We start from the raw sequence: 22,303 nt of genomic DNA on the forward strand, positions 1-22,303 counted from the left end.
ATAACTTAAGAAATAATAGTTATATACGAGTGAAAGGGGATGCGAAATGACAGAACGTGATCGATATACAAATGAAGAAAAAGAAGCTGAGCCAAAAGAAGCTGGAAAAGAGGCTTCAATAGTTGAAAAAATTCAACAGCTTGGACAGACAAATGTACCACAGATGAATGAATCACGTATTCATTGTTTAACGATTATCGGACAAGTGGAAGGTCATGTTCAATTACCACCGCAAAATAAAACAACAAAATATGAGCATATCATTCCGCAAATTGTTGCGATTGAACAAAATCCGAAAATTGAAGGTTTGCTTTTAATATTAAATACAGTTGGAGGTGACGTTGAAGCTGGGCTAGCAATTTCTGAAATGGTAGCTTCACTTTCAAAACCAACAGTATCTCTAGTTTTAGGTGGGGGACATTCCATCGGTGTACCGATTGCTGTTTCTACTGACTATTCGTTTATTGCGGAAACTGCGACGATGACAATTCATCCAATTCGTTTAACAGGTCTTGTCATAGGTGTGCCACAAACATTTGAGTATTTGGATAAGATGCAAGAAAGAGTCATTCGTTTTGTGACGAAGCACTCGAAAGTAACAGAAGATCGTTTTAAAGAGCTTATGTTTGCGAAAGGAAATTTAACGCGAGATATTGGGACGAATGTAATTGGTGGGGATGCAGTAAAGTACGGTCTTATAGATGATGTCGGCGGTATTGGAAATGCGATTCGAAAATTAAACGAATTAATAGATGTTCGTGCGGAAGATAGTACAGAAGGGACAATGCTACAATGATTTTATATACAATTATGCCAGAGCAACTTGTGTATCCGGTCGATTATTCACAATGTGAAAGTCAAAAAGTTGTAAATATAAATGGTGTGGAATTAATGGTTTCTGAAGAGGAACATGGATGTTATTCTATTGTACGTGTGCTAAGTACGGACCCACTTCACTATTTAGAGTTTGAGCCCGGTCAGAAAATAACCTTTTAGCAAAAAGAAGGATTTTGTTTAGAAGCTATGGTATAATATAAAAAACAAGACGGTTGAGCAGCCATGAGTAGGCTGCTTTCTTCTGTTTATTTAGCATTTTACAAGAAGTGTAAAAATAGAAGATATAAAGACCTGAAAAATAGAGAAAACAGACATATAAATAGAGCATTTTGAAGGGAGCTTTACTTATATGTAGAACACGAGGTGAAGAAATGGCAAAACAAAAGCAAAGAGGGACGAAGGCAAAGGCAAGACGTACGATAAAGCCAACTTTGTATTATGAAATCGTCGGTTTAACTCTTTTTGCACTTTCAATCATTACGATTTTACAGCTAGGCGTTGTAGGGAAATCGTTTGTGTTATTTTTTCGCTTCTTCTTTGGTGAGTGGTACATAATTGGTGTGTTAGGTGTAATAGCTTTATCGGTTTCCTTTGTTATAAAACGCGGATGGCCGAACCTTTTAAATAAACGATTAATTGGATTTTATTTAATTGTATTGGCGATATTAATGTTTAGTCATATTACATTATTTAACCTTCTTACAAAAGATGGAGCAGTGCAAAATACTTCTGTTATTGTGAGTACGAAAGATAACTTCTTTCTTGAAATGAAAAAGGGGCCAGATAGCGTTCATTTAGGTGGTGGTATGTTTGGTGCGCTTATGTTCGCAACATGTTACTTCTTATTTGACGAAGTAGGAGCTTATATCATTGGTATTATTCTAGTTATTCTCGGTATACTTTGTATAACAAATAAGCATATTGGAGAAGTGTTAGCTCCAGTTGGTAGAATTCTTAGAAGTCAGTTTCAAGTGATGCAAGGGGATTATAAAGATTGGAGAGCCAAAAGAACGGCTGAACAAACAGAAAAGAAAAAAACAACAAGAAGCACAAGAAGCAAACGTGCTGCAGAACAAGAAGAAATTATTGAGCCGATGGAAGAAATCTCAATTGATCCTCCGATTATTTCGAATTTCACTGAGAATTATCCTGTAAATGAAGAAGAGGATAAACGAATCGAAGTAGAGCAAGAAGAGTTGATCACTTCACCGTTTATTGAAGAGACTTCGCCAATTGAAGAACCAAAGAAAAAGCGTGGAGAAAAAATTGTTGAATCGTTAGAGAGTGAAGCGCAAGCACCTCCTATGCAATTTTCAAATGTAGAAAATAAAGATTACAAGCTTCCTTCACTTGATATATTAAAATTTCCAAAGAATAAGCAAGTTACAAATGAAAATGCGGAAATTTATGAGAATGCTCGTAAATTAGAACGTACATTCCAAAGTTTTGGAGTGAAAGCGAAAGTAACAAAAGTGCATAGAGGTCCTGCAGTTACAAAATATGAAGTGTATCCTGATATGGGGGTAAAGGTAAGCAAAATTGTCAGTTTAAGTGATGATTTAGCCCTTGCTTTAGCTGCAAAGGACATTCGTATTGAAGCGCCAATTCCCGGGAAATCAGCTGTAGGGATCGAAGTTCCAAACTCAGAGGTTTCGATGGTAACGCTGAGGGAAGTTCTTGACTCTAAGGCTAATAATCATCCGGAAGAGAAGTTGTTAATTGGTCTTGGCCGAGATATTACAGGTGAAGCTGTATTAGCCCGTCTAAATAAAATGCCTCATTTACTCGTAGCTGGTGCGACAGGTAGCGGGAAAAGTGTATGTATTAACGGTATTATTGTTAGTATTTTAATGCGTGCAAAACCACATGAAGTAAAATTAATGATGATTGACCCGAAAATGGTAGAGCTAAATGTATATAACGGTGTGCCTCATTTGTTAACGCCAGTTGTAACTGATCCGAAAAAAGCATCGCAAGCATTGAAAAAAGTTGTGAGTGAAATGGAACGTCGTTATGAATTGTTTGCTCATAGTGGTACACGTAACATTGAAGGATACAACGATTATATAAAAGAGCATAATAGTCAATCAGAAGCGAAACAACCCGAATTACCGTATATTGTAGTAATTGTGGACGAGTTAGCAGATTTAATGATGGTTGCTTCGTCTGATGTAGAGGATGCGATTATGCGTCTAGCGCAAATGGCTCGTGCTGCTGGTATTCATTTAATTATTGCAACGCAACGTCCGTCAGTTGACGTTATTACGGGTGTTATTAAAGCAAATATTCCATCACGTATTGCATTCGCTGTATCTTCTCAAACAGATTCTCGTACAATTCTTGACGGTGGTGGTGCAGAGAAGCTACTAGGTCGTGGAGACATGCTGTTTATACCAATTGGTGCATCGAAACCTGTACGTGTACAAGGCGCATTTCTATCAGATGATGAAGTTGAGAGAGTTGTAGAATATGTTATTGGACAGCAAAAAGCACAATATCAAGAAGATATGATTCCGCAAGATGTTCCTGATACGAAGCAGGAAGTAGAAGATGAATTATATGATGAAGCGGTTCAACTTGTAGTGGAAATGCAAACAGCATCTGTTTCTATGTTACAACGTAGGTTTAGAGTAGGTTATACGCGAGCTGCTCGCCTAATTGATGCAATGGAAATGAATGGTGTAGTAGGTCCGTATGAAGGGAGTAAACCGAGGGAAGTACTCATTAATGATGTACAAGAAAAAAGTTCTTAAAAAAGCCTAATTGTTTTTACAATTAGGCTTTTTTATATAGTGTTTTTGTTATATACTATACTCAGCAATAAAGAAAGGGCTTACATTTAGGGGTGCCCTTTAGAATACGAATACTTTTAGTATGTTTTATGTAAATGTTCGATATTTAATGCAGAAAAATGTTAGATTTTGTTGACACGTATGAGAGCAAGTGGTAAGATTACTTCGAAAAGAATCACTGCCTCATATAATCTTGGAGATAAGGTCCATAAGTTTCTACCTGGCAACCATGAATTGCTAGACTATGAGGGGAAAAGTGTGTAACAAAGGATGTAAAGGATCTTTGTGCCGAACTTTTTCTCGAAATGAGGAATGTTTATGGTGCAAAGTTTTTTTTATGCAATAAAGAGTGAAAATTTTATTTTAAAAAATTATTATTATTTATTCGACAATTACACTTATTTTGGTGTTTAGTCATTTGTACTATGTTGTAAGTTGAAAAAAGAGAAAAGAAGTCTTACATCAGAGGTCGAATAATTGAAATGCGGGGGAGTCTTATGTCAGTAAAATCTGATAGTCGTCACCTATATCTACGGGTGATTGATCACATCAAAGAAAAAATTAAAGATGGCGCTTATAAAGAACGACAAAAGTTACCATCAGAGTTTGATTTAGCGAAAGAACTTGGCGTAAGTAGAGCGACTTTAAGGGAAGCGTTGCGTATTTTAGAAGAAGAAAATGTTGTCATTCGTAGACATGGTGTAGGGACATTTGTAAATGCAAAGCCATTATTTTCTTCTGGAATAGAACAACTTTCTAGTATTACAGATATGATTTCTAGTGTGGGGAAAACACCAGGAACAATCTTTTTATCATCATCTACTACAACTTTAACAGAAGAGGAAAAAGAGAAGTTTAATAGTGAAGATGGTTTTAATGCAGTGATGATTGAACGCGTGCGTACAGCAGATGGGGAACCTGTTGTGTATTGTATCGATAAACTTGCAAAAGAAATATTGCCAGACTTATCGGGTTACAATGAGGAATCATTATTAACGGTGATACATAATAACACGCATAAGCGCATAACATATGCGGTTGCTCACATTGAGCCAATTGGCTATCACCCTAAAATCTCACCAATTTTAGAATGTGAGCCTGAAACAGCACTGCTTGTATTAAAACAAATGCACTATGATCAAAATGATGAGCCAATCTTATATTCTATCAATTACTTTAGAGCTGATAAATTTAGCTTCCACGTATTAAGAAAGCGTATGTAGGTAAATTCCTTTTAGGGAGGTGACAGCAAGAAGTAAGGAACAGCAGCGTAAGAATAAATAAATATATATCATTTTTGGAGGGGTTTCTAGTATGAAGAAAAAAGCAGGCCTTTTATTATCATTAACTTTAGCAGCAAGTACAGTTTTAGGTGCATGTGGTAACTCGGATAAGGCGAGCAGTGACAAGAAAGACACGAAAGACAATAAAGATTTCAAGGTTGGTCTTGTAACGGATGTTGGGGGCGTTGATGATAAGTCATTTAACCAATCTTCTTGGGAAGGGTTACAAAAGTTTGGTAAAGATAATGGTTTAAAAGAAAAGACAAATTATCGTTACCTTCAGTCTGAAAAAGAAGCTGATTATATTCCGAATTTAAAAAAATTCTCAAAAGATAAATATGATTTAACATTCGGAATTGGTTATAAATTAGAAGGTGCAATTAAAGAAGTAGCAAAAGAATCTTCAAAACAACAATTTGCAATCGTAGATACTGTTGTAGATGCACCGAACGTAACGAGCATTACGTTTAAAGATCATGAAGGATCATTCCTTGTAGGTGCGGTAGCAGCTATGTCAACAAAATCGAATAAAGTAGGATTTGTTGGTGGAATGAAAAGTGATTTAATTAGTAAATTTGAAAATGGATTTAAAGCTGGTGCAAAGGCAGTAAATCCAAACATTGAAATCGTATCTGAATATGCAGAAGCATTCGATAAGCCTGAAAAAGGTACAGTTCTTGCTTCAGCAATGTATGGTCAAGGCGTAGACGTAATTTATCATGCTGCTGGTGGTACAGGTAACGGTGTGTTCACAGAAGCGAAAAACCGTAAGAAAAAAGGTGAAAATGTTTGGGTAATCGGTGTTGACCGTGACCAACATCAAGAAGGTATGCCTGAAAATGTAACATTAACTTCAATGATTAAACGTGTTGATGTAGCTGTAGAAAAAGTAGCTAAAGAAGCAAAAGATGGGAATTTAAAAGGTGGGAAAATTGAAGAGTTTGGCTTAAAAGATGACGGTATTGGTATTTCAAAAACAACTGATAACGTGAAAAAAGTTAACCCTGAAATTTTAACAAAAGTAGAAGAGCTTGAAAAGAAAATTACAGCCGGTGAAATTAAAGTGCCAGCTACAGATAAAGAGTATAAAGAATACGAAGCTTCTCTAAAAAAATAAATAGAGAAATAGCAAAGGTTAGTTCATAGAACTAACCTTTGTATGTATAAAACTTCCAAATTGCTTAATAAGTTAATAGTGTAATAGGGAATGTTCCCTGTTAAAAGGAGGAACACAATGGAATACGTAATTGAGATGAATAACATTACGAAAGTATTCCCAGGCATTGTAGCGAATGATGATATTACGCTGCAAGTAAAGCAGGGTGAGATACATGCTTTACTTGGAGAAAATGGTGCAGGGAAATCCACATTGATGAATGTACTATTTGGTTTGTACCAACCAGAGCAGGGCGAAATTAAAATTAAAGGTAAACCTGTAAAAATCACAAATCCGAATATAGCAAATGACCTTGGTATTGGAATGGTCCATCAACACTTTATGCTTGTTCATAATTTTACAGTTACAGAGAATATTATTCTCGGAAATGAACCGAAGAAAAAAGGGAAAATTGCTGTTGAGGAAGCTGCTAAAGAAATTCAAAAATTGTCTGAACAATACGGTTTATCTGTAGATCCATATGCGAAAATACAGGATATTTCAGTTGGTATGCAGCAGCGTGTTGAGATTTTGAAAACTCTTTACCGCGGTGCAGAAATTTTAATATTTGATGAACCGACAGCCGTGTTAACACCACAAGAAATTCATGAGCTAATTCAAATTATGAAAAAGCTTGTACAAGAAGGAAAATCTATTGTTCTTATTACACATAAGTTGAAAGAAATTATGGAAGTTTGCGATCGTTGTACGATTATTCGTAAAGGAAAAGGAATTGGAACGGTTGACGTTGCAAATACGGATGAAAATAAACTTGCAGAATTAATGGTCGGACGTCAAGTGAATTTTAAAACAGAAAAAATAGACGCGAAGCCAAAAGAAGAGGTACTTTCAATTGCAAACCTTGTTGTTCACGATGCACGTCAACTACCTGCTGTAAAAGGCCTTGACTTAACTGTTCGTGCGGGGGAAATTGTTGGGATTGCAGGGATTGATGGAAACGGACAAAGTGAATTAATAGAAGCAATTACTGGTTTACGAAAAGTTGAGTCAGGTTCTATTGCAATTAAAGGAAAAGAAATAACAAATTGGCCTGTTAGAAGAATAACAGAAGAAGGAATTGGTCATATTCCAGAAGATCGTCATAAACACGGACTCGTTCTTGATTTTTCTGTTAGAGATAATATAGTTCTGCAAACGTATTATAAAAATCCATTTTCAAAGAAAGGGATTTTAAATTTCAGCAAAATTACAGAAAAAGCAAAGGCTCTTATTGAACAGTTTGATGTGCGTACACCTAGTGAGCAAACGTTAGCACGCGCTCTATCTGGGGGGAATCAACAAAAAGCAATTATTGCACGTGAAGTAGACCGAAATCCAGATTTATTAATTGCGGCACAGCCAACACGTGGTTTAGATGTAGGAGCAATTGAATTTATTCATAAGAGATTAATAGAGCAAAGAGATAAAGGAAAAGGTGTATTACTTTTATCATTAGAGTTAGATGAAATCTTAAATGTTAGCGATCGAATTGCTGTTATTTATGAAGGGGAAATTGTAGCAATAGTTGATGCGAAAGAAACGAATGAACAACAGCTTGGATTGTTAATGGCTGGAGGAACAAAGAAGGAGCAGGTGGGTACAAATGGCTAAAAAACTTTTAACAGAACGAACGATAAATATTTTAGTCCCAGTACTATCCGTTATTTTCGGCTTACTTGTAGGAGCGATTGTAATGCTAGTTAGTGGCTATGATCCAATTGTTGGTTATAGTGCACTTTGGACAGGAATGTTCGGCAGCGCAAGTGCGATTGGTGAAACGCTTCGTACAATGATACCGCTTATTCTTGCTGGCTTATCGGTGGCGTTTGCATTTCGTACAGGTTTATTTAATATCGGGGTAGAGGGTCAATTGTTAGTTGGTTGGCTTGCAGCGGTTTGGTTCGGTTATGCAGTCTCACTACCAGCTTTCCTTCATATTCCATTATCTATTTTATTTGCAGCATTGGTGGGCGGAATTTGGGGCTTCATTCCGGGATATTTAAAAGGGAAGTTTCAAGTGAATGAAGTTATTGTAACTATTATGATGAACTATATCGCGTTGTATGTAACGTATGACATCATTAAGCGTTTCTTACATGCGGGTAATGACAAAACGTATGATATTAAAGAGAGTGCGTCACTATCTTCAGACTGGCTTGCTTCTATTACTGATGGTTCACGTCTACACTGGGGAATTATTGTAGCAATTTTAATCGCTATTTTAATGTGGTTCTTATTAGATCGAACAACTTTAGGTTACGAATTAAAGTCAGTAGGATTTAATCAGCATGCTTCTCAATATGCAGGTATGAAAGTTTCTCGTAATGTAGTATTCTCCATGACAATTGCTGGTGCATTTGCGGGGATTGGTGGAGCGATGGAAGGATTAGGGACATTCCAGAGTATGACAGCGATGTCTTCGTTTACAGGAGTAGGATTTGATGGGATTGCCGTAGCATTACTTGGAGGGAATAATCCGTTTGGTATAATCCTTTCAGCTTTATTATTTGGTGGTTTGAAAAGTGCTTCCCCTCAAATGAACTTTGAGGCAGATGTACCGTCAGAGCTTATTAATGTAATTATTGCATGTATCATCTTCTTTGTTGCATGTAGTTATGTGTTAAGATGGGCGCTTACACGCATGAGCAAGGAGGGGAAATAAATGAGCTTTTTAGATATATTAGCCATTCTTGTGACGGGTACGTTATATACATCGGCACCTATCATTTTCACAGCACTAGGTGGTGTATTTAGTGAACGATCGGGTGTTGTAAATATCGGATTAGAAGGACTAATGCTATTTGGTGCATTTATTGGAGTCGTTACAAACTTATTAATGGGTGATACTTGGGGAACGATGACTCCGTGGATTGCGTTACTATTTGCGGCAATTGGTAGTGGATTATTTGCATTACTTCATGCGGTAGCTTCTATTACATTCCGAGCAGATCAAGTTGTAAGTGGTGTAGCCATTAACTTCTTATCTCTTGGTTTAACAGTATTTGCAATTAAGAAGATTTTTGATAAAGGGCAGACTGACTTTATTCAGTATCGTATTGAAAAGATTGATATTCCAGGCCTTTCGGATATTCCGGTTTTAGGGAAAATATTTTTCTCGAACGTACCAATAACGTCATATATTGCCATTATTTTAGCATTCGTTGTTTGGTATGTTATTTATAAAACACCGTTCGGTCTTCGTCTACGTGCTGTTGGTGAACACCCAATGGCAGCGGATACGATGGGGATTAACGTATATAAAATGCGCTATATTGGAGTCTGTATTTCGGGAGTGTTTGCTGGAATTGGTGGAGCGATTTTTGCAATGTCAATTTCTAATAACTTCTCAGGGGCAACTATTACAGGACAAGGTTTCTTAGCTTTAGCTGCTATGATTTTTGGAAAGTGGAATCCACTAGGCGCACTAGGTGCAGCTCTATTCTTTGGTTTTGCGCAATCTTTAAGTGTAACGGGCGGAACAATCCCTGTATTAGACCAAATTCCAAGTGTTTTATTAACGATATTACCATATGTATTCACAATATTAGCGCTTGTCGGTTTTGTAGGTCGTTCTGAAGCTCCTAAAGCATTAGGAACTCCTTATGAAAAAGGAAAACGATAAGTATTTTATAAGTATAAAAAAGCTCGCACATTAGTGTGGGCTTTTTTACATAGAATATATTTAATACGGAATTTTACTATGTTCCTTACATATTAAAGTTTTTAGAAAGAATCATATGTAAGCATAATAAGGGAGAAAAGTTGATTTTTTATTTCTAAAAACTGTATATTGAAGAGGAATATTCCTATATACGTAAAGGAGGGCTATAAATGAAACTAATGGAACAACAACTACATGAGTTAGGTGGTTTGCGCGTACATATTATTCCGACTGATAAATATAAAACGAATACCTTTGTATTTCGTTTTAAAGCGCCTTTAAATGAGGAGACGGTGACAGAGCGTGCCCTATTGCCATACGTATTGCAAAGTGCGACAGAAAAATTACCTTCTGTAATTCGTCTTCGTCAATATTTAGAAGAATTATACGGATCTTCTTTAGCGGTAGATGTAAGTAAAAAAGGGGAAGACCATATTATCTCCATTTATGTAGACATTGCAAATGAAGTTTATTTACATGATGCACCACCGTTATTTGAAAAAGCGCTTTCTATGTTGTCAGATATTGTGTTACATCCAGCAACGGAGGGGAACGGTTTCCTATCTTCTATCGTAGAAAGTGAAAAAAGAGCACTGTTACAGAGAATTGAAGCTACTTATGATGATAAAATGCGTTATGCAAACGAGCGTTTAATTGAAGAAATGTGCAAAGTAGAACCGTATCGTTTAAGTGCAAATGGAAAAAAAGAGAGTGTTATGTCTATTACAAATGAAAGTTTGTATCAATATTATCAAAAGGTGTTAGCGGAAGATGAAATGGATCTATATATTATTGGTGATATTTCAGAAAACGCCGTTGATCTTGTAAGTAAGTATTTTTCTATTTCAACTCGTCCAGTGAGAGAAAGAAATGTACTCCTTCATAGACGAAACAATGAAGAAAAAGAAGTTGTTGAAAAACAAGAATTAAAACAAAGTAAATTACACATCGGTTATCGTACATTTGTCACATATAAAGATGAAGATTATTTTGCATTGCAATTGTTCAATGGATTGTTTGGTGGCTTTTCTCATTCGAAGTTATTCGTAAATGTGCGTGAAAAAAATAGTTTAGCGTACTATGCAGCATCGCGCTTTGAAAGTCATAAAGGTTTATTATTTGTTATGTCAGGAATCGAAGCGAAAAATTATGAAAAAGCAGTTGAGATTATTAAAGAACAAATGCTTGCGATGCAAAACGGAGAGTTTTCTGAAGAAGAAATACATCAAACAAAAAGTGTCATCCAAAATCAAATATTAGAGGCAATTGATACACCACGTGGCTTTGTAGAAATGCTATATCATGGTATTATTTCAGATCGTACACGTCCAGTTGAAGAATGGCTTACAGGTATAGAAAGTGTGACGAAAGAAGAAATTGTAAAAGTTGCTAAAAATATTGAACTAGATACAATTTACTTTTTACAAGGAACGGAGGGAGAGTAAATGGAGAAAATTGTTTATGAGCAATTAAAAGAAACACTCTATTATGAAAAACTTCCTAATGGATTAGATGTATATGTTTTACCGAAACAAGGATTTAATAAAACATTTGCGACGTTTACGACGAAATATGGTTCTGTAGATAATACATTTGTACCATTAGGGAAAGAAGAAATGATTCGTGTGCCTGATGGAATTGCACATTTTCTTGAGCATAAATTATTTGAAAAAGAAGATCACGATGCTTTCCAATTGTTTAGTAAACAAGGAGCATCGGCAAATGCTTTTACATCCTTTACACGAACAGCTTACCTTTTTTCATGTACTTCAAACGTAGAACAAAATTTAAATACATTGCTAAACTTCGTGCAAGAGCCTTATTTCTCTGAAAAAACGGTTGAAAAAGAGAAGGGGATAATTGGGCAAGAAATTCAAATGTATCAAGATAACCCAGATTGGCGTTTGTACTTCGGGTTAATTGATAGCTTGTTTGTAAAACACCCAATTAAAATTGATATTGCAGGGACAATCGAATCTATTAGTAAAATTACGAAAGATTTATTGTATGAATGTTATGAAACATTTTATCATCCGAGCAATATGTTATTATTTGTTGTGGGTGCAATTGATCCAGAGAAAACAATGGATTTAGTACGTGAAAATCAAGCGAAAAAAGATTATAAAAACCAGCCAGAAATTGTGCGTTCATTTGAAAAAGAACCAAATGAGGTAAATGAAAAGAAAAAAATTATTTCAATGCCTGTGCAAACACCGAAATGTTTAGTTGGTATTAAAGCGACTAATTTAAAGGAAAAGGGGCAAGCGCTTTTAAAACAAGAAATTGCGCTTACGTTACTCTTAGATTATTTATTTGGAAAAAGTTCTGTTCATTACGAAACTTTATATAATGAAGGGCTTATTGATGAGTCATTCTCGTATGACTATACAGAAGAAAATAACTTCGGTTTTGCAATGGTTGGCGGTGATACGAAACAACCTGATGAATTGGCAAATCGTTTAAAAGATATTTTATTAAAAACAGATTATGATCAATTAGATGCGGCGGCATTAGAACGAGTGAAGAAAAAGAAAATAGGTGGTTTTTTACGCTCGTTGAATTCACCAGAATATATTGCAAATCAATTTACACGATACGCGTTTAATGAATCTAGCCTATTTGACGCATTGACTGTATTAGAAGGACTAACCGTTCAAGACTTACAAGAAGTAGCGAAATTATTGTTATCAGAAGACAAAATGAGTATTTGTCAGGTGTTACCGAAAAAATAAAATTAAAAAGATACCCTCATCTTATCATTGAAAAATTGTAAGATGAGGGTATTATTTAGTTATGTGAAAATTGAACTTGTAGAGATAAGAGAGGGACTTTATGAAAAAGTATGCGTTAGTAACTGGAGGGAGCGGAGGAATTGGCTCTGCTATTTCGAAACAATTAATTCAAGATGGATATATAGTTTATGTTCATTACAATAACAGTGAAGAAAAGGTATTGGAATTGCAGAAGGCATGGGGAGAAGTTATCCCTGTTCAAGCGAATTTAGCTTCTAGTGATGGAGCAGAGCAATTGTGGGGACAAATTGAACAGCCTATTGATGTTATTGTATACGCAGCTGGGAAGAGTATTTTTGGACTAGTAACAGATGTAACAAACGATGAATTGGATTATATGGTAGAACTTCAAGTGAAGAACGTATATAAATTACTTTCTATGGCACTTCCGCCTATGATCGGGAGAAGAAGTGGTAATATTGTAATTGTTTCATCTATATGGGGACAAATAGGGGCTTCTTGTGAAGTGCTTTATTCAATGGTAAAAGGGGCACAAAATTCATATGTGAAAGCTTTAGCGAAAGAAGTTTCTTTAAGTGGATTACGTGTGAATGCAGTAGCACCAGGAGCAATTGAAACGGAAATGTTAAGTGTTTTTTCTGAAGAAGATAAAATGGGAATTGCTGAAGATATACCATTAGGTAGAATAGGATTACCAGAAGAAGTAGCGAAAACAGTTTCATTCCTCGTATCACCAGGAGCGTCTTACATAACTGGACAAATTATCGGAGTGAATGGCGGTTGGCACTGCTAAAAAATTCTTACATAAAAAATGAATAGTTGCACAAATTAAGGATGATTTTATTACTCAATAGTGAGGTGCTTAATTATGTCAGTATTAGATAATTTTGATCAGTGGAAGAGCTTTTTAGGAGAACGTTTAGAGCAAGCGCAAGACAAAGGTTTAGATGGCGGTGCGGTATCAGATATGGCGTTTCGTGTTGGCGACTATCTTGCTAATGAAGTAGAAGGACGCAATGACCAAGAGAAATTATTAGCTGAGCTTTGGAAAGTTGCTGATGAACAGGAGCAACATACAATTGCAAATTTAATGGTTAAGTTCGTACAACATAAGTAAAAGTAGAGAGGAGATTCTCCTCTCTACTTTTTTTGTATAATAATTACACAGGGTAGATTATACATTTAGCTTCCCTATTAAGGTGAAATCATATAATATAGTACGTAGGTGTAAAGTAAGCAAGGGGAGTGATCTTGGATGATTGAATGGTATTTTGAATATGAAATACATAAAAACCGACCTGGCTTGCTTGGTGACGTTTCTTCGTTAATCGGTATGCTCGGCATTAATATTGTCACAATTAATGGTGTAGATAATGCACGACGTGGGTTACTTCTTATGTGTGATAATCAAGAGCAAATCTCTAGACTTGAATCAATTTTAAATACGATGGATAACATAACGGTAACGAAATATCGTCCGCCCAAGCTAAGAGATAAGCTAGCGGTTAGGCATGGTAGGTACATACAACGAGATGCAGATGATAAGAAAACATTTCGATTTGTGCGTGATGAATTAGGCTTACTTGTAGACTTTATGGCAGAAATTATGAAAAAAGAAGGCCATAAACTAATTGGGATACGCGGAATGCCTCGTGTCGGAAAAACAGAATCCATTGTTGCTGCAAGTGTTTGTGCAAATAAAAGGTGGTTATTTGTATCATCTACTCTTATTAAGCAAACTGTTCGTAGTCAATTAATTGAAGATGAGTATAGCGATGACAATATTTTCATCCTAGATGGAATTGTGTCAACGAAGCGTGCTAACGAAAGACATTGGCAGCTCGTTCGTGAAATTATGAGATTGCCTGCAACGAAAGTTGTGGAACATCCTGATGTATTTGTGAGTCAGTCAGAATACACATTGGATGATTTTGATTATATTATCGAGTTGCGTAACGATTATGATGAAGAAATTCAATATAATTTAGTAGATGAAATTGAGCAAGGTACGCAAAATAATTTCTCTATGTTTGACTTTTAAAGAAATATTGAGGTGTTAGTAGTGACGGAATTGGGACAAAAGCTGAAAGAAGCAAGAGAAGCGAAAGGCTTGTCTATTGATCAGCTGCATGAGATTACAAAAATTCAAAAACGCCATTTAGTGGCAATTGAAGAAGGCAATTATGATGTATTGCCAGGAGCTTTTTATGCGCGTGCATTCATTAAACAATACGCAGATGCGGTTGGATTAAATGGAGAGGAACTGCTCGTAGAACATCAGAGTACGATACCACAATCTGAAAAGCGTGAAGTTCCACAAGTATCAACGGGACAAAAAACACAAGAAACAATGCAAAAATCTTCATCATGGCCAATTGCAGATCACATGCCGAAAATCTTAGTTGCGCTGTTAGTAATCGCAGTTGGAGTGGTAATCTGGTTTGTGTTTCAAGCGTTAACTGGAAAAGATGATGAAAAAGTTCCGAGCGCTCAAAGTGAGAAAATTGAAGTTCAAAAAGCGAAAGATTCTCCGTTAGATACGAAGAAAGATGAAGTGAAAGCGGAAGAGCCAAAAAAAGAGGAACTAAAGAAAGAAGAACCAAAGAAAGAGGAGCAACCAGCACAACCAACTGGACAGCAAGAAGTGAAAGTAGTTGGAACAACTGGAAAGGTATCTACTTTGGAAATTCATAATAATAAAACATTAGAACTGGAATTATCGGGTAAAGGTGCGAGTTATGTAGATGTTAAAGATGATGCTGGGAATGTGATTCTAAACGCTACAGTACAAGAGGGCCAAATAGAAAAACGTGATGTATCAACATTAAAAGAAGTGCGACTTAATATTGGAAATGCAACGAATGTTGAAGTTAAACTGAATGGCCAAGTGGTCGCTTATCCATTGGATCCAGAAAAAGAACTTCACCAAAGATTGGTGATAAAAAACCAAGGGATAGAGCAACCTGCACAATAACAGTCATCGCTTCGATGACTTTTTTTCGATGAACAAATGTTTTTGATATGATGGAGGAATAGCTGTGAATTTACCAAATAAAATTACAATATCTAGAATCTTCTTAATTCCAATTTTTATGGTAATTATGTTAGCACCCTTTGATTGGGGTTCATACAAAATTGGTGATGTTGATTTACCGATTCAACATTTAGTGGGGGCACTTATCTTTATCATTGCTTCAGCTACAGATTGGATTGATGGACATTACGCAAGAAAATATAATCTTGTAACGAATTTAGGGAAGTTTCTTGACCCGTTAGCTGATAAATTACTTGTTTCGGCAGCACTTATTACATTGGTAGAGATGCAATATGTACCGGCTTGGATTGTTATTGTAATTATCAGTCGTGAGTTTGCGGTAACTGGTTTACGTCTTGTACTTGCTGGAACAGGGGAAGTAGTTGCAGCAAACCAGCTAGGAAAAATTAAGACATGGACACAAATTATTGCGATTGCAGCATATTTATTACACGATGTACCTTTAAATTTAATCCATATTCCAGTTGCGGATATCTTCATATGGATTGCATTAATCTTTACTGTTATTTCAGGATGGGATTATTTCTGGAAAAATAGAGCTGCTTTTGTAAACTCAAAATAGAAGTTTATGGGGGAATTGGGATGAATGCTGAGATTATTGCGGTTGGAACTGAATTATTACTTGGACAAATTGCAAATACAAATGCCCAGTTTTTATCTGAAAAGTTAGCTTCAATCGGAATTAACGTGTACTATCATACTGTTGTTGGTGATAATAATAAGCGATTGCAAAAGGCGATTGAAGCTGCGGAAGAACGTGCTGATATACTTATTTTCACAGGTGGATTAGGACCGACAAAAGATGATTTAACGAAAGAAACGATAGCTACTAGTTTAGATGAAGAGCTTGTGTATGATGAAAAGGCATTAGCCTTAATAAGTAATTACTTTAAGCGTACAGGCCGTGAATTTACGGAGAATAATAAAAAGCAAGCGCTCGTTTTAAATGGAGCAACAGTATTTGCAAATGACCACGGTATGGCGCCGGGTATGGGGGTAAATAAAAACGGAAAAGTTTATATTTTATTACCAGGGCCGCCAAAAGAAATGAAACCAATGTATGTAAGTTACGTAGAGCCTTTTTTACGTAATTTTACAACAGGAGAAAACATTTATTCTCGTGTGCTTCGTTTCTTCGGTATTGGGGAGTCCCAATTAGAGGTGAAAGTTCAAGATTTAATTGATGGACAAACAAACCCAACAATCGCCCCGTTAGCAAATGATGGAGAAGTGACATTACGTTTAACCGCTAAGCATCAAAATGTTAGCGAAGCGGAGAAACTAATTCAACATGTGGAAGATTTGATTTTAGAAAGAGTAGGAGAATTTTTCTACGGATATGACCAAGAATTTTTGCATTATAAGGCAATCGAGTTATTGAAGAGAAAAGGGTTAACTTTAGCGTGTGCAGAAAGTTTAACAGGTGGTCTTTTTGGAAATCAAGTAACTGAAAACGCTGGTGTTTCTTCTGTGTTTAAAGGCGGTGTCATTTGTTATCATAATGATGTGAAGCAACATGTTTTACGTGTGCCTGAAGAAGTGTTGCATACTGATGGTGCAGTTAGTAAAGAATGTGCTCGTTATCTTGCTGAAAATGTTAAGGGTGTACTAAAAGCGGATATCGGAATTAGTTTCACTGGTGTAGCAGGGCCAGATGCTTCAGAACAGAAAGAACCAGGAACAGTATTTGTTGGGCTTTCTATTAAGGATGAACCAACTGTAGTCTTTCCTCTTAATTTAAGCGGAAGTCGTCAACAAATTAGAGAACGAACAGCAAAATATGGATTTTATCATTTATATAAAAAGCTAGAAGAGATATAAGTTTCTTCTAGCTTTTTTTATAGTTGAATTCCGTATTTGTGTGATAGAAAATAAAAAAATCGAATAAATGTTCGATTTTTGTTGGCAAATTGAATTGAAAATAGGTATAATAAGATTAGCAATTCAGTTAAGGAGGAATTTTGAATGAGTGATCGTCAAGCAGCGTTAGATATGGCGTTAAAACAAATAGAGAAGCAATTCGGTAAAGGTTCAATTATGAAATTAGGAGAACAAGCGGAGCGTAGAGTTTCTACGGTTTCTAGTGGTTCTTTAGCACTTGATGTGGCATTAGGGGTAGGCGGATATCCACGTGGCCGTATTATCGAAATTTACGGACCTGAAAGTTCAGGTAAAACGACAGTTTCATTACATGCAATTGCAGAAGTACAACGTCAAGGTGGACAAGCAGCATTCATCGATGCGGAGCACGCAATGGATCCTGTATATGCACAAAAATTAGGCGTTAACATAGATGAATTACTATTATCACAGCCTGATACAGGGGAGCAAGGATTAGAAATCGCGGAAGCACTTGTACGAAGTGGTGCGGTTGACATTATCGTAATTGACTCTGTAGCAGCTCTTGTACCGAAAGCAGAGATTGAAGGCGACATGGGTGACTCACACGTAGGTTTACAAGCACGTTTAATGTCACAAGCACTTCGTAAGCTTTCAGGAGCAATCAACAAATCAAAAACAATTGCAATCTTTATTAACCAAATTCGTGAAAAAGTTGGGGTTATGTTCGGAAATCAACTACAAGTTGCTTAATCGTAAAGATTAAGGAGTTTACCATGGGTTTCCCTTGCTAGTGATAGCATGTTAAAAAACCTTGTGAACCTTATTGCCTAAGGGTGTAACTATCCATATAGTTGCTAACGGTGAAGCCCACCATTATTTAGGGTAATACCGTGCCAAGCTCCATAGTGATATGGGGAAGGTGTAGAGACTACCGAAAAGGACTTTTAGTTAACTGAGTAGGGTACGGCAGATGATAGGCTACTGCTGGAAGTGCAAGGCTCTCTGTAAAGAGATGAAGAGATAGTCCAGACTATAGAGATGGAAAATCTATAGATAGTGCCAGAAACAACTCCAGGTGGTCGTGCGTTGAAATTCTATTCAACTGTTCGTCTTGAAGTGCGTCGTGCGGAGCAATTAAAGCAAGGTAACGACATCGTTGGTAATAAAACAAAAGTAAAAGTAGTGAAAAATAAAGTAGCACCACCATTCCGTGTTGCGGAAGTTGATATTATGTACGGAGAAGGTATTTCAAGAGAAGGTGAAATCTTGGATATGGCTTCTGAGCTTGATATCGTTCAAAAGAGCGGTGCTTGGTATTCTTATAATGAAGAACGTCTAGGACAAGGTCGTGAAAATTCGAAGCAGTTCTTAAAAGAAAATACAGATTTAAGAGAAGAAATTGCCTTCTTTATTCGTGAGCATCACGGAATTAGTGAAGATTCTGGTGCTGAGGGCGCAGAAGATTCAACTCTTCTTGATTAAAAAAATAAAAGACACGGTCTCGTGTCTTTTATTTTTTTATCTACTATTAAGGAGCATAATACTATAGATAAAAATATTTTTTGACTTCAAATGGGTTGTGTAAAGAAGGATATTTAAATATTTTAAGTAAAGAAATGGGAATTACTAAGGTTTTCCAGTATAATAGGCTCCTTACTTTTCAAATTTAGGTCACATTCAAGGCTGAAGGTAAAGAAAGTAAAAGTAGACAACGCTTGACAATGAAAATTACGATAGATACAATGAGAATGTATATTTTTTCTTATATACGATATACTCTTCTCAAGAAGAGAAGTAATATTCGGAGTAAGGTTTAAATCTTACCGAAATAATAATATGACATTTTAATTGTGAAATGAAGAAAGTCCCTTAAAAAAAGCGGGACGACGGTCTTTGCTGTATGTTGTAATTCAATGTACATGCCGACAGTCTTTTTTCATTCATAGCAAGGGGAGGTGAAATCATGAGTAGTACAGTTTGGATACTCATCTCCATTTTGCTTGCAACAACAGTCGGTGCAGTTGTTGGCTTTTTTGTTCGAAAGTCTATTGCTGAAGCGAAGATTAATGGTGCGGCTAATGAAGCAAAACGTATTCTAGACGAAGCGAATCGTGAGGCTGAAGCACTTAAGAAAGAAGCGCTTTTAGAAGCAAAGGATGAAATTCATACACTTCGTACAGAAGCTGAATTAGAAATTCGTGACCGTAGAAGCGAATTACAAAAACAAGAAAATCGTTTAATGCAAAAAGAAGAGAACCTTGATCGTAAAGACGAAACGCTCGATAAACGCGAGCAGCAGTTAGAGAAGAAAGAGGATTCTCTTGTAGCGAGACAACAACAGATTGAAGAGTTGGAAAGCAAAGTGGGAGAGTTAGTTCAAAAGCAACAAACGGAATTAGAGCGCATTTCCAATCTGACACGCGAACAAGCGAAAGCAATTATTCTTGGTAAAGTAGAAAATGAAGTTTCTCATGAAATCGCTGTTATGGTAAAAGAAAGTGAAGTTCGCGCGAAAGAAGAAGCGGATAAGAAAGCAAAAGAGATTTTATCTCTTGCAATGCAAAGATGTGCAGCTGATCATGTTGCTGAAACAACCGTTTCGGTTGTAAATCTTCCAAATGACGAAATGAAGGGACGTATTATCGGGCGTGAAGGTCGTAATATTCGTACGTTAGAAACGTTAACGGGTATTGACTTAATTATCGATGATACACCAGAGGCGGTAATCCTTTCTGGATTCGACCCAATTCGTCGTGAAACAGCTCGTATCGCTCTTGATAAACTAGTACAGGACGGACGTATTCACCCAGCGCGTATTGAAGAGATGGTCGAAAAATCAAGACGTGAAGTGGACGAGTATATTCGCGAAGTTGGAGAGCAAACAACGTTTGAAGTGGGTGTTCACGGATTACACCCAGATTTAATTAAAATTTTAGGTCGCTTAAAATACCGTACAAGTTATGGTCAAAACGTCTTAAAACACTCTATGGAAGTTGCATATTTAACTGGACTTATGGCAGCAGAGCTTGGCGAGGATGAAAAACTAGCAAGACGTGCTGGTCTATTACATGACATCGGAAAAGCGATTGACCATGAAGTAGAAGGTAGCCACGTTGAAATTGGTGTTGAACTCGCAACGAAATACAAAGAGCATCCTGTAGTTATAAACAGTATCGCATCTCACCATGGTGATACAGAACCAACTTCTATCATTGCAGTTTTAGTTGCAGCAGCAGATGCTTTATCAGCTGCAAGACCGGGAGCTCGTAGTGAAACACTTGAAAACTATATTCGTCGTCTTGAAAAGTTAGAAGAGATTTCAGAGTCTTATGAAGGCGTTGAAAAATCATTTGCAATTCAAGCAGGACGTGAAGTTCGTATTTTGGTAAAACCAGATACAATCGATGACTTAGAAGCTCATCGTTTAGCTCGTGATATCCGAAAACGTATTGAAAATGAACTGGATTACCCAGGACATATTAAAGTAACTGTTATTCGTGAAACACGTGCAGTGGAATACGCAAAATAAAGTGGTGAAACACCACTTTATTTTTTTGTGTTGGAATTGGATAAAATAAAGACAGTTAGTTATATGGCATAAAAGTGAAACAAACTTATAATAAAGATATTATAAGGAATTTACTTGATGCTATAGCAATAAAAAATGCAGTACATAGAAAGGGTAAGACATATGAGAATATTATTTGTTGGGGATGTAGTAGGATCTCCTGGTAGAGGTATGATTCAACAATACGTACCGGCATTAAAGAAAAAATATACACCTACAGTAACAATCATTAATGGAGAAAATGCAGCAGGTGGCCGTGGGATTACAGAAAAAATATATCGAAACTTTTTAGAGTGTGGGGCGCAGGCAGTTACACTTGGAAACCACGCTTGGGATAATCGTGAAGTATTTGAATTCATCGATGATGCAAAATATCTTGCAAGACCAGCTAACTTCCCAGAAGGAACTCCAGGAAAAGGACTTATCTTTGTGAACTGTAATGGAACAGAAGTTGCAGTTATTAATTTACAAGGACGTACTTTCCTTCCTCCAATTGATTGTCCATTCCGTAAAGTGGATGAATTAATTAATATTGCGAAAAAGCGTACGAATATTATATTTGTTGATTTCCATGCGGAGACTACAAGTGAAAAACAAGCGCTAGGTTGGTATGTAGATGGACGTGCTACAGCAGTAGTAGGTACGCATACGCACGTCCCTACAGCGGATAACCGTATTTTACCAAGCGGAACGGCATACATTACAGATGTTGGGATGACAGGGCCGTATGACGGAATATTAGGTATGGACAGAGAAGCAGTATTGAAGAAGTTTTTAACAAACTTACCAGTACGATTTGAAGTAACAAATGGTAGAACGCAATTAAGTGCAGTGTTAATTGATGTAGATCCAAATACAGGAAAAGCAAAGAAAATTGAACGTATTTTAATTAATGACGATCAACCATTTTTTGAGTAAATTTTTGTTAAATTTTAGATAAGTTATTATATTTTAATTTTTTAGAAAAATTACGAAAATTTAGCAGGAATACGCGCCATTCCTCGTGAATATAAGTTAAAGTGAAATAATTGCTAATACTTTTTAAAGAAACGAGGAGGAAACGCGGAATGGAAATATTAAAAGTTAAAGCAACGTCGGTCCCTAATTCTGTAGCTGGTGCACTTGCAGGTGTTATTCGCGAACGCGGAACAGCAGAAATTCAAGCTATTGGTGCAGGTGCATTGAACCAAGCTGTAAAGGCAGTAGCAATCGCAAGAGGATTTGTAGCGCCTAGTGGTTTGGACCTGATTTGTATCCCAGCGTTTACAGATATTATGATTGATGGCGAAGAGCGTACAGCAATAAAATTAATTGTAGAACCTCGTTAAGTTTAAACAACCTGTTTGCAGTATGCAA

19 protein-coding genes, 2 pseudogenes and 1 riboswitch are annotated in these 22,303 nt (G+C 36.4%); all 21 genes and pseudogenes read left to right on the forward strand.

Features of this window, described 5'->3' with window-relative positions:
• Nucleotides 1–46 precede the first annotated feature (46 nt).
• The 21 genes and pseudogenes from tepA (at nucleotide 47) to spoVS (ending at nucleotide 22,275) form a co-directional block, all read left to right on the forward strand.
• On the forward strand, nucleotides 47–796 hold the full coding sequence (gene tepA / locus MKY38_RS03335) for a translocation-enhancing protein TepA (RefSeq protein WP_000139806.1): 750 nt from the start codon (nucleotides 47–49) through the stop codon (nucleotides 794–796).
• Entirely contained in the window at nucleotides 793–996 is a 204-nt protein-coding gene (locus MKY38_RS03340) for a YlzJ-like family protein (RefSeq protein ID WP_000605036.1), read from the forward strand. The genes tepA and MKY38_RS03340 overlap by 4 nt, the downstream gene beginning before the upstream one ends.
• A 212-nt stretch (nucleotides 997–1,208) precedes the next feature.
• Nucleotides 1,209–3,590: a DNA translocase FtsK gene (locus MKY38_RS03345; protein WP_065222977.1), complete on the forward strand. Its 2,382-nt coding sequence runs from the start codon at nucleotides 1,209–1,211 to the stop codon at nucleotides 3,588–3,590.
• Between the two features lie 202 nt (nucleotides 3,591–3,792).
• A riboswitch (purine riboswitch) is annotated at nucleotides 3,793–3,894 on the forward strand.
• A 232-nt stretch (nucleotides 3,895–4,126) separates the two neighbouring features.
• Nucleotides 4,127–4,852 carry a GntR family transcriptional regulator gene (locus tag MKY38_RS03350; protein ID WP_000114182.1) on the forward strand — a complete coding sequence of 242 codons (726 nt, stop codon included), beginning with the start codon at nucleotides 4,127–4,129 and terminating at the stop codon, nucleotides 4,850–4,852.
• A gap of 91 nt (nucleotides 4,853–4,943) precedes the next feature.
• On the forward strand, nucleotides 4,944–6,029 hold the full coding sequence (locus MKY38_RS03355) for a BMP family lipoprotein (protein ID WP_000725771.1): 1,086 nt from the start codon (nucleotides 4,944–4,946) through the stop codon (nucleotides 6,027–6,029).
• A gap of 117 nt (nucleotides 6,030–6,146) precedes the next feature.
• Nucleotides 6,147–7,679: an ABC transporter ATP-binding protein gene (locus MKY38_RS03360; RefSeq protein ID WP_000456914.1), complete on the forward strand. Its 1,533-nt coding sequence runs from the start codon at nucleotides 6,147–6,149 to the stop codon at nucleotides 7,677–7,679.
• The gene (locus MKY38_RS03365; RefSeq protein ID WP_001085254.1) at nucleotides 7,672–8,730 is read left to right on the forward strand and encodes an ABC transporter permease; all 1,059 of its coding nucleotides are present in this window, start codon (nucleotides 7,672–7,674) and stop codon (nucleotides 8,728–8,730) included. Before MKY38_RS03360 ends, MKY38_RS03365 begins: the two co-directional genes overlap by 8 nt.
• Nucleotides 8,731–9,690: an ABC transporter permease gene (locus MKY38_RS03370; protein ID WP_000008857.1), complete on the forward strand. Its 960-nt coding sequence runs from the start codon at nucleotides 8,731–8,733 to the stop codon at nucleotides 9,688–9,690. It begins immediately after the preceding gene.
• Between the two features lie 209 nt (nucleotides 9,691–9,899).
• Nucleotides 9,900–11,174, forward strand: coding sequence for an EF-P 5-aminopentanol modification-associated protein YfmF (gene yfmF, locus MKY38_RS03375; protein WP_000772418.1), 1,275 nt, complete (start codon nucleotides 9,900–9,902; stop codon nucleotides 11,172–11,174).
• Entirely contained in the window at nucleotides 11,175–12,461 is a 1,287-nt protein-coding gene (yfmH, locus tag MKY38_RS03380) for an EF-P 5-aminopentanol modification-associated protein YfmH (protein ID WP_065222978.1), read from the forward strand. It begins immediately after the preceding gene.
• 100 nt (nucleotides 12,462–12,561) lie between these two features.
• On the forward strand, nucleotides 12,562–13,275 hold the full coding sequence (ymfI, locus tag MKY38_RS03385; protein WP_065222979.1) for an elongation factor P 5-aminopentanone reductase: 714 nt from the start codon (nucleotides 12,562–12,564) through the stop codon (nucleotides 13,273–13,275).
• Nucleotides 13,276–13,350: 75 nt separating this feature from the next.
• Nucleotides 13,351–13,599, forward strand: coding sequence for a DUF3243 domain-containing protein (locus MKY38_RS03390; protein ID WP_000114450.1), 249 nt, complete (start codon nucleotides 13,351–13,353; stop codon nucleotides 13,597–13,599).
• Between the two features lie 138 nt (nucleotides 13,600–13,737).
• Entirely contained in the window at nucleotides 13,738–14,523 is a 786-nt protein-coding gene (locus MKY38_RS03395; RefSeq protein WP_000574107.1) for a DUF3388 domain-containing protein, read from the forward strand.
• Between the two features lie 21 nt (nucleotides 14,524–14,544).
• On the forward strand, nucleotides 14,545–15,456 hold the full coding sequence (locus MKY38_RS03400) for a helix-turn-helix domain-containing protein (protein WP_341050240.1): 912 nt from the start codon (nucleotides 14,545–14,547) through the stop codon (nucleotides 15,454–15,456).
• A 64-nt stretch (nucleotides 15,457–15,520) separates the two neighbouring features.
• The gene (pgsA, locus tag MKY38_RS03405) at nucleotides 15,521–16,099 is read left to right on the forward strand and encodes a CDP-diacylglycerol--glycerol-3-phosphate 3-phosphatidyltransferase (RefSeq protein ID WP_001052967.1); all 579 of its coding nucleotides are present in this window, start codon (nucleotides 15,521–15,523) and stop codon (nucleotides 16,097–16,099) included.
• 20 nt (nucleotides 16,100–16,119) lie between these two features.
• Nucleotides 16,120–17,358, forward strand: coding sequence for a competence/damage-inducible protein CinA (cinA, locus tag MKY38_RS03410; RefSeq protein ID WP_114555483.1), 1,239 nt, complete (start codon nucleotides 16,120–16,122; stop codon nucleotides 17,356–17,358).
• 144 nt (nucleotides 17,359–17,502) lie between these two features.
• A pseudogene (recA, locus tag MKY38_RS03415) lies at nucleotides 17,503–18,111 on the forward strand (recombinase RecA); the annotation flags it as partial.
• Nucleotides 18,112–18,438: 327 nt separating this feature from the next.
• Nucleotides 18,439–18,861: pseudogene (locus tag MKY38_RS03420) on the forward strand (recombinase RecA); the annotation flags it as partial.
• Between the two features lie 481 nt (nucleotides 18,862–19,342).
• A complete protein-coding gene (gene rny, locus MKY38_RS03425; RefSeq protein ID WP_000099769.1) occupies nucleotides 19,343–20,908 on the forward strand; it encodes a ribonuclease Y in 1,566 nt (521 codons plus the stop codon).
• Nucleotides 20,909–21,070: 162 nt separating this feature from the next.
• Nucleotides 21,071–21,865, forward strand: a complete 795-nt coding sequence (locus MKY38_RS03430) for a TIGR00282 family metallophosphoesterase (RefSeq protein ID WP_001221095.1) — start codon at nucleotides 21,071–21,073, stop codon at nucleotides 21,863–21,865.
• A 149-nt stretch (nucleotides 21,866–22,014) separates the two neighbouring features.
• The gene (gene spoVS / locus MKY38_RS03435) at nucleotides 22,015–22,275 is read left to right on the forward strand and encodes a stage V sporulation protein SpoVS (protein WP_000404341.1); all 261 of its coding nucleotides are present in this window, start codon (nucleotides 22,015–22,017) and stop codon (nucleotides 22,273–22,275) included.
• The last annotated feature ends 28 nt before the right edge of the window (nucleotides 22,276–22,303 follow it).

The organism is Bacillus sp. FSL R5-0585, assembly GCF_038004545.1.
GTDB classification, from domain to species: domain Bacteria; phylum Bacillota; class Bacilli; order Bacillales; family Bacillaceae_G; genus Bacillus_A; species Bacillus_A cereus.